Here is a 13,208-nt window from a genome sequence, read left to right on the forward strand (position 1 = left end):
GCAGCAGATGGCATGGTCCAACGTGAAGACTCCCCTGACCTGGCTGCTGGCGGCCGTCGCGCTGGCCTTGCCGCTGTGGGCCATGGCCCAGCCGGGCATCCCGGCCTTCAACAGCACGCCGGCGCCAGGCGGCGGACAGAATTACTCGCTGCCGGTGCAGACGCTCATCCTGATGACGTCGCTCACCTTCCTGCCAGCGGCCCTCTTGATGATGACCTGCTTTACGCGCATCATCATCGTGCTATCGCTGCTGCGTCAGGCCATCGGCACGCAATCGGCGCCGCCCAACCAGGTGCTGGTGGGACTGGCCCTGTTCTTGACCCTGTTCGTCATGGGCCCCGTGTTCGACAAGATTTATACGGATGCCTATCTGCCTTACCAGGAAAACAAGATCAGCATGCAGCAAGCGATGGACAAGGGCGTCGATCCCCTGAAAACCTTCATGCTCAAGCAGACGCGCCAGGCCGACCTGGCCCTGTTTGCCAAGATGTCGCGCTCGCCGGCCCTGCAAGGCCCGGAAGACGTGCCGCTGCGCATCCTTGTGCCCGCCTTCGTCACCAGTGAATTGAAGACGGCGTTCCAGATCGGCTTTGCCATCTTCATCCCGTTTTTGATCATCGACATGGTGGTCGCCAGCGTGCTGATGTCGATGGGGATGATGATGATGTCGCCGGCCACGATCTCGCTGCCGTTCAAGCTGATGCTGTTCGTGCTGGTCGATGGCTGGCAGCTGCTGCTGGGCTCCCTGTCACAGAGTTTTTACTAGGGGAAATACAATGACACCCGAAAGCGTCATGACCCTGGGCCGCCATGCGATGGAAATCACCCTGATGGTGGCCGCGCCCATGCTGCTCGTCGCCCTCATCATCGGCTTGATCGTCAGCATCTTCCAGGCAGCCACGCAGATCAACGAGGCGACCCTGTCCTTCATCCCCAAGCTGGTCGGCATCTTTGTCGCCCTCGTCGTGGCGGGTCCGTGGATGCTGTCCGTCATGCTCGACTACATGCGCCAGGTATTTACCGGCATCCCGAACCTGGTGGGCTAGGCATGGGGCCACGGCATACGCCATGCTGACCCTGTCGAGCATCGAACTGAATACCTGGATCGCAGCACTGCTGTGGCCGCTTAGCCGCATCCTCGGCCTGATCGCGGCCGCGCCCCTGTTCGGCAACGCGGCCGTGCCGGCCACCGTCAAGGTGACCCTGGGCGCGCTGCTGGCCATGATCATCGCCCCCACCGTGCCGGCCTTGCCTGCCGTCAACCCGATGTCCTTGCCCGGTTTGCTGATCCTGACGCAAGAGATGCTGGTGGGCCTGGCCATGGGCTTTTCCATCCGCATCGTGTTTTCCGCCATCGAAATGGCCGGCGAGCTCAGCAGTCTCACCATGGGCCTGGGCTTCGCCTCCTTCTTCGACCCGCAAACCAAGGGCAGGTCTTCCGCCATCAGCCAGTTCCTCGTCATGCTGGCCACCTTGATGTTTTTGACAGTCAATGGCCACCTGGTCTTGCTGGCGGCGCTGGCGGAAAGTTTTGTCAGCCTGCCGATTTCATCGAGTCCCATCAGCGGCGGCGGTTTCCAGCAATTGGCGGCCTGGGGCGGGGAAATCTTCCGTTCCGGCCTGCAGATTTCGCTGCCCATCATCGCCGCCTTGCTGCTGACCAACGTGGCGCTGGGCATTTTGACGCGCGCCGCGCCGCAGCTGAACATTTTCGGTATCGGCTTCCCCGTCACCCTGGGCGTGGGCTTGCTGGTGATCGGCATGGTCCTGCCCTACCTGGCCACGCCCTTCCAGAACATGTTCCTGCGCGGCATAGAAACGGCGCGCTTGCTGCCGCGCGGCTTTGCCACGCGCGACCGCCCGCCCCCGCCAGCGCCGCCAAACCCCTTGCGCCCGGCAACGCCGGCACCGCTGCAGCCCGCGCGCTAACGTTTCCTTTGCCATTCAACAGCCATCGAAGGCGTGGCGCAGCAACAACGCGGACAGCACGAACATGGTCACGCCAATCAAGCCATCGAGCACTTGCCAGGCCCGGGGCCGCGCAAACCACGGCGCCAGCCAGCGCGCACCAAATCCCAGCGCTGCAAACCACAGCAGGCTGGCCACGCTGGCGCCTGCGATGAAGCTGCCGCGCAACGCGCCCGGCTGCTGGGCGCCAATACTTCCAACCAACAATACCGTATCCAGATATACATGCGGGTTGAGCAAGGTAAATGCCGCCGCCTGGGCCAGGATGGCGCCCAGGCCGAGTCCGGACTCGCCTTCGGCGGCGCGCAGTTGCTGCGGGCGACGGGCGCGCCGCAGGGCTTGCCAGCCATATACGGCGAGGAACACGGCACCACCCAGCGCCAGCGCACTGGCCAGCAAGGGGCGCTGCCCCAGCGCCCGGGACATGCCCAGGACGCCGGCGGCAATCAGCGCAGCATCGGCCAGGGCGCAAAACAGCACGATGGCGCCCACATGTTCGCGGCGCAAGCCTTGCCGCAAGACAAAGGCATTTTGCGAACCGATGGCAACGATGAGCCCCAGGCCCAGGGTCAAGCCCTGGAGAAAGACGGAAAAAACGAGTGGTGTGGCGGCGGTCGAGAGTGTCATGCGGCAATCTTGCCAGCCGCATGAAATGAAGGCAAACTACCTTTTCTACAATAAGATAAGGAAAACTTCATTCATGCTCGATTATGCCGCCCTCGCTGCACTGGCTGCCGTCATCCGCGAAGGAAGTTTCGAGCGTGCGGCGCGCACCTTGCACGTGACGCCATCGGCCATTTCGCAACGCATCCGCCTGCTGGAAGAGCATGTCGGTTGCGCGCTGGTGATACGCGACCAGCCCTGCCGCGCCACGGAAACGGGACGGCGTTTGTGCCAGCACGTGGACCAGGTGCAGTTGCTCGAACAGGATTTACAGGGAACCTTGCCGGCGCTGGCAGCGCAAGGCCAGTCGCGCGCCAGCGTGCCCATCGCCGTGAATGCCGACAGCCTGGCCACCTGGCTGGCGCCCGCCATCGCCGCCTTCGCAGCCGGGCACCCGGTGCTGCTGCAAGTGGCCGTCGACGACCAGGACCATACCGCCGAATGGCTGCGCAGCGGTGCCGTGCTGGCGGCCGTCAGCGCCACGGCTCGGCCCGCATCGGGCTGCAACAGCCGTCCGCTGGGCGCCATGCGCTACCTGGCGGCCGCCAGTCCCGCCTTCATGCAGCGGTATTTTCCCCAGGGCGTGGGGGCCACCAGCCTGGCGCTGGCACCCAGCCTCGTATTCAATACCAAGGACGAGCTGCAATCGCGCTGGGTGCGGCGCCTGTGCCACCGGCACGTGGAGTTGCCACGCCATGCCCTGCCCTCGTCGCATGCTTTCGTCACGGCCGGCCTGGCCGGCATGGGCTGGGGCTTGCATCCGCAAGCGCTGATCCAGCCCTGCCTCGACAATGGCAGCCTGGTCGAACTGCTGCCCGATACGCCCCTGGATGTACCCCTGTACTGGCATACGGCGCGCGCCGCGTCGGGCCTGCTCGACGGCTTAAGCGGGACCATCCTGGCCGCCGCCCGCACGGGCCTGCTGCCGCCCTGACAGGTAGCGTCAGGGCTGGTCGCTGCTGAATGCGAAGCGCCAGCGCCGCATGTCGACGTTCAGGCGCAACTGATGATGCTTGACCAGGTAGCGTACGCCGACGAGCGCGGCAGCCAGGCCCGACAGGGCGGCTATGCCCAGCGCCCAGCGCGGACCGAAGGTATCGGCCACCCAGCCCACGATGGGAGCGCCCAGCGGCGTGCCGCCCGCCGAGATCGCCAAGAGTATCGCCATCACGCGGCCCCGCATGGCGGGCGCCGTCGACAGTTGCACACTGCTGTTGACGCTGGTGGTAAAGGTTTGCGCGGCGATGCCGATCACCACCAGCATCATGCCGAACAGCCAGTAATTGGGCATCACGGCGGCCAGCGCGCACGCCAGGCCGAACAGCGCGGCCGCCCCCAGCAGCAAGGCCAGGGTGGGCTGGCCGCGCCCCGCCGCCAGCAGGGCACCTGCCACGGAGCCGCAGGCCATCACGGAACTGAGCACGCCATACTGGCCGGCACCCGCATGGAAAGCCGTGACCGACATGGTCGACAGGAAGATGGGGAAATTCAAGCCAAATGTGCCGATCAGGAACAGCATCAGCAGGATGGCCATCAGGTCGGGCCGCTGGCGCACGTAGCGGTAACCCTCGCCCAGGCTGGCGCGCGTGGCTTTCAGGCGCGGCGCGCGGCGCAGCAATGCCACGCGCAGCAGCAACAGCGAACCGATCACTGCCGCAAAAGAGACGGCGTTGATGATGAAGACCCAGCCGCTGCCGACGCTACTGATAAGCAAGCCGGCCACCGCCGGACCCAGCATGCGCGCCGCATTGAATGAAGTGGAATTAAGCGCCACGGCATTCGTCAAATCTTCCTCTCCGACGATTTCGGAAACAAACGTCTGGCGCACGGGCGAATCGAAGGCCGTCACGCAGCCCAGCAGGAAAGCAAACACATACACGTGCCACAGTTGTACCAGGCCGCTGATGCACAGCAAACCCAGGCCCAGCGCCAGCAAGCCCATGGCCGCCTGCGTGCACAGCAGCAATTTCCTGCGGTCGAGCAAGTCGGCAGCCATGCCCGTCAGGGGCAGCAACAGCAGTTGCGGGCCGAATTGCAAGGCCATGACGATGCCGACGGCACTGGCATTGTGCTGCGTCAATTCGCTCAGCACCAGCCAATCCTGCGCCGTGCGCTGCATCCAGGTGCCGATATTCGACACCAGGGCGCCACCGGCCCAGATACGGTAATTGGGAATGCGTAGCGAACGGAATGTGTTGTTCATCTGGGCGTACGGGCTCCTTGCCGGCGTCGTGGTGGATGGTTCAGCGGATCACTGCGCCAAGCGTTTAAGTAATGCCACCGCATGATTCAGTTCGGTGACTTCGTCCGGCGTGAGCCGGGTTTCAATGGTGCGCGCCAGCCAATCTTCGCGTGCGGCGCGGCTGGCCGCGATCCAGGCACGGCAACTGTCCGTCAGGGTCAATATCGTTTGCCGTCCGTCAGCCGGATCGGGCGAGCCCGTCACCAGCTGCGCCTCGGTCAGCGCCAGCACCGTGGCAGCCATCGACTGGGGCCGCATGCCTTCGGCGCGCGCCAGGCTGCTGGCGGTGGCCGGGCCGTCGCGCTCAAGGCGGCTCAGCACGGACGCCTGCGACATGCTGACATCGCCCAGATGCGCTTCCTCACGCAGGCGGCGGCGCAATTTGCCGATGAGAATGCGCAAGTCGCCGGCCAGTTGCATTGCGTGTTCGTGCTGTTCTTGTGCGGTAGGCATGGTAGGCAGGTAGTGGATCAACAGGCACCACTATAACAGATGCGCAGGCAGACTGCACAGGTAGACTGTATATATTATCAAGGCAACCATCTTGCGGACGCAAAAAAGCCGGGGCGGGAGATGCACTCCCTGCCCCGGCTTGCCGGTCATCCTGCCTGTGCTGGACGCTTAGCTGATGTAATTGAACAGCGACAAGCCCGAGATCGAGGTGAACGTTTTCTGCGCCGCCTGCAGCGTGACTTGCTGCTGGCTGAAAGTGGAAATGGCTTTCACCATGTCCAGGTCCTGCAGGTCAGACAGGGTGGTGGCGTACTGGATGTCGAGGTCGTCGCCAGCACTGTCGAGATAGTCGAGTTCCTTCATGCGGGAGCCGACTTCCGCGCGCACGGACAGCACATTGTCGTAGGCCGTATCGAGAATATTATGCGCGGCGTTCAAGCCGTTCGTCAGGCGTGCCTGGCCCGCATCGCCGCTGCCCGGCTGGCGCAGCACGCCGATCAGGTTTTTCACGGTGGTAAACAGCGATTCCTTGGCACTCGGCTCCAGCGTAAAGCTGTCCAGGTCGGCCGGCTTGCCCGTGATATTCACCTGCTGGCCATCGAAGGTGATGGCGTCGCCCGCCTTGTAGGCGATGGGCACGGCGGGATTCGGCACCGTCTGGCCCAAGGTGGCGTCGGTGACGGTGTACGTGGTGACGGCGGCGGTACCCGTGCCCGTGACCTTGAAATCGATCGAATACTTGTGCCCCGTCAAGGCCGACGGGTCCGTCACCGTGCCGCCCGAGACGACGCCCGAGCCGCCGCGCGTGAAGTTGGCGGTGGCGGCCGCAGTGGTGAACTTGCCATTGCCGGTCAGGTTATTCTCGAACACGGCGGCGCCGGAATCGCTGGTGGCCAGGTAGCGCGCCGAACCCACCTGCAACTCGCGCTGGCCCTGGTCGCCTACATAGGTGGCGCCCGTCGGCGTCTGGCTGAATGGCTGGGTGGTGGATTTATAGCCGGAAAACAGGTAGCCGCCGGCACCGTCGGCCGTGTTGGCGATGCCCATCAGATCGGTCAGCCGGCCTTCCAGTTCTTTGGCCAGGGTATCGCGGTCGACATCTGTCATGGATGGATTGCCGGCCTTGACGACCAGGTCTTTCACGTCGGCGATCAGCGAGGTGGTACTGGCCAGTGCCAGCTCTTCCTGCGACAGGAAATTCTTGGCGTTCGAGCGGTTCGTCACGAACTGGGTATTGATCGATTGCGACTGCGTCACTTCCAGCGCGCGCGCGGAAGCGATCGGATCGTCGGCAGGCGTCAGGTTGCGACGGTTCGACGACAGCTGCATCTGCGTACGGTTCAAGGCGCCCTGCAGATTGTTCAGCTGCGAGCTGCCCTGGTCATAAATCATTCGTGTGCTGATGCGCATGATGCTGCCCTTCCAGAAAGCCGCCGCGCGCTGCGCTGCGGCGAAAATTGATTAACGTCCCAGGCCGATGACCACGTCGAACAGGGTGCTGGCGATCTGCATGACCTTGCCGCACGCCTGGTAGGACTGCTGGTAACGCAGCAGGTTGGCCGCCTCTTCGTCGAGGTTGACGCCGGAAACGGCCTGCTGCTGGGTACTGGTCTGCTGCAGCAAGGCTTGGCTGGCCAGGCCGCTGACCTGTACTTCGCGTGTCTTGTTGCCCACGAAGCTGACGGTTTGCGCATACGAACCCTGGAACGTGGCATTGCCGCCATCGAGGATGTTCTTCGTCTGCAAGCCCGCCAGCAGTGCGGCGTTGCGGTTGTCGCCCACGCCGCCCGAGTTCGGCGCAATGGTAAATTTATCGCCCTGCGCCGGCGTGCCCGTCATGCTGACGTTGATGCCGCCAAAGCTGAGGCTATCGCCTTCCGTATACGGAATGTTCGCCGTGCCGGCCGGATAAGTCGTGGTGGCGCCATTCAAGCCCTTGACCGTCACCGCCTGGCCGGCCGGAAAACCCGTCAGCGAGGTGGTCGCCTTGTCATATGTCAAGGTCAGGGGACCCGTCAGGGCATTGCCCGGGGTCAGGTAGGCCTTGTCGACGGAGCCTGCACTGAGCTTGCCCGTGCCCGTATTGGCCACCGGCGCCGAGGTGGCGATGGGGGCGGCGGCGGCGATCTTGTTGCGGTCGGTGATCAGCACGGCCAGGCCGGCCGCGCCATTCGCCGTCGGCCTGATGACGTAATTATCGCCTTGGGCGGCCGTGCCCGAAATCGAGAAATCGACGCCGTCGATGGTTTGCGGCGCCGTTTGCGGATACGGATTGATGATGGTGTGTGCGCCGTCCGATTCGCGCGTCACCACATAGTTGCTGCCGTCGTATTTCAGGCTGTAATCGCTGGCCGTCAGCTTGGTGGGGTCACTGACCTTGGCCGACAGCACGGTGGTGCTGCTGGCGTTGTTGCCGCGGTCGGCGCCGATCACGGGGTCGGGTATCTTGAAGAAGTCGCCGCCCATGGCGCCATTCAAGTCCTGCCCCAGCTTGTGCTGGTCGTTGAAGGTGCTGGCCAGCGCGATGGCCACCTTGCCCAGGGAGTTCTGGACATTGTCCAGGGTGCCGCTGCGGAAATCCAGCAAGCCGCCCAGCGAGCCGCCAGTCAGGGAGCTGTCCGGCAGCACGGTGACGGTACTGCCCGTGACATAACCGACCTCGATGCGGTTCGGGTCCGTCCGCGAAGGCGTGGCCGCCAGCTCGAAGCTGCGGTCCGCCACCACCAGCGGCTGGCCCGCGCCGATGGAAATGGTCACGGTATTGTTGGCAGCCGGTTGCACCGTCGCCTTGACATATTTGTTCAATTCCGTGATCAGCTGGTCGCGCTGGTCCAGCAAGTCATTGGGCTGGTTGCTGGCATCGACCGATAACTGGGAAATCGATTTATTCAGGTCGGCGAGCTGCTTGGCATAGGTATTGATCACCGTCACATTCGACGTGATCTGCGAATTGACGCCATCGCCAATCTCTGTCAGGCGCGCGCTCAAGCCCTGGAAACGGGAAGCGAGCGAGCCGGCGCTCGACAGCAACGCCTGGCGCGAGGCGACCGAAGACGGATTGGCGCTGAAGTCCTGCACGCCCTTGAAGAAATCCTGCATCGCGGGCGACAAGCCCGCCGTCGGATCGGCCAGCAAGTTGTCGATCTGGCTGATCTGCGTGTAATAACTGTCGAGCGCGCTGGTGGCGCTTTGCGCGGAATTGACCTGGGTGGCCATGAAGCTGTCGTACTGGCGCTTGATCTGCGACACTTCCGTGCCCGTGCCGACGAAGCCATAGCCGGCAAAGTTCGACTGCGAAGTCTGCTGCAGCACCGTCTGGCGATTGTACCCGGGTACATTCGCATTGGTGATGTTATGCCCGGTCGTCGACAGGCCCACCTGCGCTGCAAGCAAACCGCTCTTACCGATGCTGAGTAGATTCGAAGTCATGGTGTCTTATTGGTTACCGTCAAATGTATTTACGGCAGCCGCGGCGAAAACTTGAAGTGCGCGGCCTGCACAAGGGTATGGAGGCGGATTAACCGACCAGCGAATTCTTGATGATTTTTGTCAATTTGGCAGCGTAATTCGGGTCCGTCGCGTAGCCAGCCTTTTGCAAGCCCTGAGCGAACGTGCTGGCGTCGCCTGCGCTGGCCAGCACTTTCTCGTAGCGTTTGTTGTTGGTAATCAACTGCGCATAATCCTTGAAGCTGTCCGCATAGCTGTCGTAGGCGCGGAACTTCTCCACCTTGCGCTGCGCCTTGCCATTCACATATTCCGTGGTGACGGCTTCGGTGACCTTGCCCTTCCAATCGGCCGAGGCCTTGATGCCGAACAGGTTGTGGCTGCTGCTACCGTCACGGCTGATGATTTCGCGCTTGCCCCAGCCCGTTTCCAGCGCCGCCTGGCCCAGCATGAACTTGGCCGGGATGCCGGTGGCGCGGCTGGCTTCTTCCGCATGCACGCCCAGCTTTTCCTGGAAGGCACGCACATGCGGCGCCTGCGTGGCATTGGCCTTGTCGCTCAGGGTCTTGCCGGTACCGGTGGCACTGGCCGCGCCGTCGGTCAGCGCGCCCTGCTGCTGGCGGAAGGCGGCAAGCGCCTGCGTCATGCTCGACGAGCGGGGCGACGACGCTTCGGCGCCATCGGCAGCCAGCGCCTGGTTCGAGGACGACAGTTGGCGTATCAGCATGTCCGCCAGGCCCGTGCCACGCTTGGCCAGGTTCTGGCTCGTCTGCTGGTCCAGCATCGAGGTGTACATCTTGCTCTGCTGGCTATCCATGATGCCGTCCTGCGGCGTGGCGTCGCGCATGCTTTTCATCATCATGTTAATGAACATGGCTTCAAATTGCGTGGCCGCCTCTTTCAGGGCGGCAGGATCCTTCGCCTTGGCGGACTGGCGCAAGCCATCCATGCCCTTGACGTCATAGGCGGCGGTATTGCTGAGGTCGGTTTGGCTGATCATGGCGTGCCCATCAAATGATTTCGAGTTCGGCGCGCAGCGAACCGGCCGCCTTCATCGCCTGCAGAATGGCCAGCAAGTCTTGCGGCGAGGCGCCGATGGCATTCAAGGCTTTCACCACGTCGGACAGCGAAGCGCCACCCTTGACCAGCATGACCTTACCCGGCTCTTTCTTGATATCGATCTGTGCCGTCTGCGTGACCACCGTGCGCCCGCCCGACAAGGGCGCCGGCTGGCTTACCTGCGGCTCGACATTGATGGTGACGGACAGGTTGCCGTGCGAAATGGCGCAAGTTTCCAGGGTCACGGACTGGTTCATCACCACGGAACCAGTACGCGCATTCATGATGACCTTGGCCGCCAGGCGGGCCGGATTGACTTCGATGCTTTCCAGCTGACCGAGGAAGGTCACGCGCTGGTCGCTGCCGCCCGGCGACTGCACCTGGATCACGCGCCCGTCCAGCGCGGCGGCCGTGCCGGCGCCGTAGCGGCTGTTGATGGCGTCGACCACCCGGCTGGCGGTGGAAAAATCGGTGGCATTCAACTCCAGGCGTATCGTATTGTTGGCACCCAGCACCGAGGCGACGCTGCGCTCGACGGTGGCGCCACCCGAGATGCGTCCCACGCTCAAGTGATTGATGACGACGGAGCTGCCGGCCGCCTGCGCGCCCACGCCGCCCACCAGCACGTTGCCCTGCGCCATGCCATACACCTGGCCATCGGCGCCCTTCAATGGCGTCATCAATAACGTGCCGCCGCGCAAGCTTTTCGCATTGCCCATCGACGACACCGTCACGTCCAGCATCTGGCCCGGCTGGGCAAATGCGGGCAAGGACGTCGTCACCATCACGGCGGCCACGTTCTTCAATTGCAAGCTGGTGCCTTGCGGCAAGTTAATGCCTTGCTGCTGCAGCATCGCCGCCACGCTCTGGATGGTAAATGGCGTTTGCGTGGTCTGGTCGCCGCTGCCGTCGAGGCCGACGACGAGACCATAGCCCATCAGCTGATTCTGGCGCACGCCGGCGATGCTGGCCAGGTCTTTCAGGCGTTCGGCCTGGGCGACGGGCGCCAGCATGGCGCAAGCCAGGCCGCAGGCGAGCAACAGGCGGGGGAAAGTCAAGGTCGCCATGATCAGAACGGCAGCAGGCTGAGGAAGAAGCGCGACGCCATCGACGCCATTTCGGCGCGGTCGATCTGGCTGTTGGTGCGGTACTCGACGCGCGCATCGGCCACCTGGGTCGAGGGCACGACGTTGCCGATGCCGATGGTGTCAGGGTTAACCATGCCCGAGAAGCGGATGAATTCCGTGCCCTTGTTCATGGCGATCTGTTTTTCGCCGGCGACGATGAGATTTCCGTTTGGCAATTCCTCGATCACCGTCACGCCTATCGTGCCGCTGAAAGTATTGCTGGCGGACTGGTTGTCGCCATCGGCAAACTTGGTGGCGCCATTCGCCGCCACGGTGCCGCCGAAGCGGCCTTGGGCGATGCCGGGCGTGCTGAAGCCCACGCTGCCGGACTTGTTGCCGGAACTGGCGCCCGCCTTGACGGCATTCGTGCGCTCGGTGATGGCGATCGTCATGGTGTCGCCCACGTGGCGCGCGCGGCGGTCTTCAAAGGCGGGACGGTAGGTCGACGGCTGGTAGATGGAGCCGTTGCTGACGACCACCGGTTCCGGCATCGGCGCGCGCGTGGTGGTCGGATATTGCACGATCGAGGTGGGCGTGATGGCGCAGCCGGACAGCAGGACTGCGGACAACAGGGCGATGATGGGGTATTGCATGACGAACCTCCGCTGCCATCCGGCGGCGGATGGCATGACGACTATGAAAATTAAAGTTGCGACAATTTCTGCAGCATTTGATCGGATGTGGTGATGGCCTTGCTGTTGATCTCGTAGGCGCGCTGCGTCTGGATCATGTTGACCATTTCCTCGGCCACGTTGACGTTCGAGGTCTCGATATAGCCCTGCATGAGCACGCCGGCGCCATTCGTTCCCGGGGTATTCGTCTGTGCCACGCCGGAGGCGCCCGTTTCCATGTACAGGTTTTCGCCCTTCGATTCCAGGCCGGCCGGATTGACGAAGGTGGTCAGCTGCAGGGAGCCGATCTGCGATGGCGCCACGGTATTGGGCAAGGTAACGGAGACGGTGCCGTCGCGCGCCACGGTCAGGCTCAGCGCATTGGTCGGCACGGTGATGGCGGGCTGGATGACGAAGCCTTCGGAGGTCACCATCTGGCCGTTTGCATCTGTCTGGAAGGAGCCGTCGCGCGTGTAGGCGGTGGCGCCATCGGGCAGCAGTACCTGGAAAAAACCGGTGCCGTTGACCATCACGTCGCGCGAATTGCCCGACGCCTGGGGATTGCCTTGGGTATGGATGCGTTCGGTAGCCACGGTGCGCACGCCCGTGCCGATCTGCAAGCCCGACGGCAGCTGGGTTTGCTGCGAGGATTGCGCACCCGGCTGGCGCACATTTTGATACAGCAAGTCTTCAAACACGGCGCGCGACTTCTTGAAGCCGGTGGTGCTGACGTTGGCCAGGTTATTGGCGATCACGTCCATCTGCGTCTGCTGCGCTTCCAGGCCGGTCTTGGCTATCCAAAGGGAACGAATCATGTTTTTTCTCCAATAACAGCGCTTGCCAGCCCTGTAGACTATTTCTATGTGACCATTATGCAACCGGCTCTATCAATTCAAAGCGAGGATCTGGGTGGCTTTCGCCGCGTTATTCTCGGCATTCTTCAACAAGCTCATTTGTGTTTCGAACTGGCGCGCCAGGGCGATCATGCTGACCATGGAGTCGACGGGGCTGACATTGCTGCCTTCGAGCGCGCCTGTGGTCAGTTTGACGGCCTGGTCGGCTTGCGCCACCGAGCCATCCTTCAGGCGGAACAGGCCGTCGTCGCCGCGCACCAGCTGCTGCTCGGGCGGGTTGACCAGCTTGATGCGTCCCAGCACCGTGGATGGCCCCGGCGGCACATCAGTGGAAATCGTGCCCACCGTGCCATCGCTGGCGATGGCCACCGTCACGCCCGGCGGAATGGCCAGCGGACCCGTGTCGCCCTGCACCATCAGGCCCGATTGCGTCTGCAACATGCCGTTTTCATTGAGCTTGAAGGCGCCGTTGCGCGTATAGGCTTCGGAACCGTCAGCCGACTGCACCGCGATCCAGCCGCCGTTTTCCACGGCCACGTCGAGCGCGCGGCCCGTGTGCTGCATCGGACCTTGCGTGAAATCGGAACCGACCGTCGAATCGACGACAAAGGCGCGCGTCGGCATCATGCCATCGGCCACCACGGGCACGGCGCGAAACGAGTCGAGCTGGGCACGGAAACCCGTGCTGGTGGCGTTCGCCAGGTTATTCGCCGTGGTCGCCTGCCTGTCCAGGATGTGCTTGGCGCCCGAGCCGGCGGTGTAGATGAGACGGTCCATGTGTTTCTCC

General features: G+C 63.4%; 14 protein-coding genes. 4 read left to right on the top strand and 10 right to left on the bottom strand.

Going from position 1 to position 13,208, the window contains the following annotated elements; all coding sequences use genetic code 11:
* The first annotated feature begins 7 nt into the window (after positions 1-7).
* The 3 genes from fliP to fliR are packed head-to-tail and all read left to right on the top strand — an operon-like array spanning position 8 to position 1,929.
* Positions 8-766: a flagellar type III secretion system pore protein FliP gene (gene fliP, locus ACQ4W0_RS06160; RefSeq protein WP_436575956.1), complete on the top strand. Its 759-nt coding sequence runs from the start codon at positions 8-10 to the stop codon at positions 764-766.
* 10 nt (positions 767-776) lie between these two features.
* The gene (fliQ, locus tag ACQ4W0_RS06165; RefSeq protein ID WP_035821365.1) at positions 777-1,046 is read left to right on the top strand and encodes a flagellar biosynthesis protein FliQ; all 270 of its coding nucleotides are present in this window, start codon (positions 777-779) and stop codon (positions 1,044-1,046) included.
* A gap of 22 nt (positions 1,047-1,068) precedes the next feature.
* On the top strand, positions 1,069-1,929 hold the full coding sequence (gene fliR / locus ACQ4W0_RS06170) for a flagellar biosynthetic protein FliR (RefSeq protein WP_436575957.1): 861 nt from the start codon (positions 1,069-1,071) through the stop codon (positions 1,927-1,929).
* A 15-nt stretch (positions 1,930-1,944) separates the two neighbouring features.
* Here the strand turns inward: fliR and ACQ4W0_RS06175 are convergent, their stop codons facing one another.
* Entirely contained in the window at positions 1,945-2,595 is a 651-nt protein-coding gene (locus ACQ4W0_RS06175; protein ID WP_436575958.1) for a LysE/ArgO family amino acid transporter, read from the bottom strand.
* Between the two features lie 73 nt (positions 2,596-2,668).
* Between ACQ4W0_RS06175 and ACQ4W0_RS06180 the strand changes: the two genes are divergently transcribed.
* The gene (locus tag ACQ4W0_RS06180) at positions 2,669-3,565 is read left to right on the top strand and encodes a LysR family transcriptional regulator ArgP (RefSeq protein WP_436575959.1); all 897 of its coding nucleotides are present in this window, start codon (positions 2,669-2,671) and stop codon (positions 3,563-3,565) included.
* Between the two features lie 9 nt (positions 3,566-3,574).
* On the opposite strand, the gene ACQ4W0_RS06185 is transcribed toward ACQ4W0_RS06180, so the two are convergent.
* The 9 genes from ACQ4W0_RS06185 to ACQ4W0_RS06225 form a co-directional block, all read right to left on the bottom strand.
* Positions 3,575-4,834, bottom strand: a complete 1,260-nt coding sequence (locus ACQ4W0_RS06185; protein WP_436575960.1) for an MFS transporter — start codon at positions 4,832-4,834, stop codon at positions 3,575-3,577.
* A gap of 48 nt (positions 4,835-4,882) precedes the next feature.
* Positions 4,883-5,326, bottom strand: a complete 444-nt coding sequence (locus ACQ4W0_RS06190) for a MarR family winged helix-turn-helix transcriptional regulator (RefSeq protein ID WP_436575961.1) — start codon at positions 5,324-5,326, stop codon at positions 4,883-4,885.
* Between the two features lie 168 nt (positions 5,327-5,494).
* Entirely contained in the window at positions 5,495-6,736 is a 1,242-nt protein-coding gene (gene flgL, locus ACQ4W0_RS06195) for a flagellar hook-associated protein FlgL (RefSeq protein WP_436575962.1), read from the bottom strand.
* Positions 6,737-6,787: 51 nt separating this feature from the next.
* Positions 6,788-8,755 carry a flagellar hook-associated protein FlgK gene (flgK, locus tag ACQ4W0_RS06200; RefSeq protein ID WP_436575963.1) on the bottom strand — a complete coding sequence of 656 codons (1,968 nt, stop codon included), beginning with the start codon at positions 8,753-8,755 and terminating at the stop codon, positions 6,788-6,790.
* A gap of 88 nt (positions 8,756-8,843) precedes the next feature.
* A complete protein-coding gene (flgJ, locus tag ACQ4W0_RS06205) occupies positions 8,844-9,770 on the bottom strand; it encodes a flagellar assembly peptidoglycan hydrolase FlgJ (protein ID WP_436575964.1) in 927 nt (308 codons plus the stop codon).
* 10 nt (positions 9,771-9,780) lie between these two features.
* Positions 9,781-10,896 (bottom strand): flagellar basal body P-ring protein FlgI, encoded by a 1,116-nt coding sequence (locus ACQ4W0_RS06210; RefSeq protein WP_436575965.1) that lies wholly within the window; start codon positions 10,894-10,896, stop codon positions 9,781-9,783.
* Positions 10,897-10,898: 2 nt separating this feature from the next.
* Positions 10,899-11,549: a flagellar basal body L-ring protein FlgH gene (locus ACQ4W0_RS06215; protein ID WP_436575966.1), complete on the bottom strand. Its 651-nt coding sequence runs from the start codon at positions 11,547-11,549 to the stop codon at positions 10,899-10,901.
* A 50-nt stretch (positions 11,550-11,599) separates the two neighbouring features.
* Entirely contained in the window at positions 11,600-12,382 is a 783-nt protein-coding gene (gene flgG, locus ACQ4W0_RS06220; RefSeq protein WP_289945377.1) for a flagellar basal-body rod protein FlgG, read from the bottom strand.
* Between the two features lie 72 nt (positions 12,383-12,454).
* Complete coding sequence (locus ACQ4W0_RS06225) at positions 12,455-13,198, bottom strand: flagellar basal body rod protein FlgF (protein ID WP_436575967.1); 744 nt, start codon at positions 13,196-13,198, stop codon at positions 12,455-12,457.
* Positions 13,199-13,208: the final 10 nt, after the last annotated feature.

This window comes from Janthinobacterium breve (genome assembly GCF_051380895.1).
Taxonomy (GTDB): Bacteria; Pseudomonadota; Gammaproteobacteria; order Burkholderiales; family Burkholderiaceae_D; genus Janthinobacterium.

Coding starts and splice junctions, on each gene's coding strand:
- fliP (WP_436575956.1), top strand. CDS start 8: ATGGCATGGTCCAACGTGAAGACTCCCCTGACCTGGCTGCTGGCGGCC.
- fliQ (WP_035821365.1), top strand. CDS start 777: ATGACACCCGAAAGCGTCATGACCCTGGGCCGCCATGCGATGGAAATC.
- fliR (WP_436575957.1), top strand. CDS start 1,069: ATGCTGACCCTGTCGAGCATCGAACTGAATACCTGGATCGCAGCACTG.
- ACQ4W0_RS06175 (WP_436575958.1), bottom strand. CDS start 2,595: ATGACACTCTCGACCGCCGCCACACCACTCGTTTTTTCCGTCTTTCTC.
- ACQ4W0_RS06180 (WP_436575959.1), top strand. CDS start 2,669: ATGCTCGATTATGCCGCCCTCGCTGCACTGGCTGCCGTCATCCGCGAA.
- ACQ4W0_RS06185 (WP_436575960.1), bottom strand. CDS start 4,834: ATGAACAACACATTCCGTTCGCTACGCATTCCCAATTACCGTATCTGG.
- ACQ4W0_RS06190 (WP_436575961.1), bottom strand. CDS start 5,326: ATGCCTACCGCACAAGAACAGCACGAACACGCAATGCAACTGGCCGGC.
- flgL (WP_436575962.1), bottom strand. CDS start 6,736: ATGCGCATCAGCACACGAATGATTTATGACCAGGGCAGCTCGCAGCTG.
- flgK (WP_436575963.1), bottom strand. CDS start 8,755: ATGACTTCGAATCTACTCAGCATCGGTAAGAGCGGTTTGCTTGCAGCG.
- flgJ (WP_436575964.1), bottom strand. CDS start 9,770: ATGATCAGCCAAACCGACCTCAGCAATACCGCCGCCTATGACGTCAAG.
- ACQ4W0_RS06210 (WP_436575965.1), bottom strand. CDS start 10,896: ATGGCGACCTTGACTTTCCCCCGCCTGTTGCTCGCCTGCGGCCTGGCT.
- ACQ4W0_RS06215 (WP_436575966.1), bottom strand. CDS start 11,549: ATGCAATACCCCATCATCGCCCTGTTGTCCGCAGTCCTGCTGTCCGGC.
- flgG (WP_289945377.1), bottom strand. CDS start 12,382: ATGATTCGTTCCCTTTGGATAGCCAAGACCGGCCTGGAAGCGCAGCAG.
- ACQ4W0_RS06225 (WP_436575967.1), bottom strand. CDS start 13,198: ATGGACCGTCTCATCTACACCGCCGGCTCGGGCGCCAAGCACATCCTG.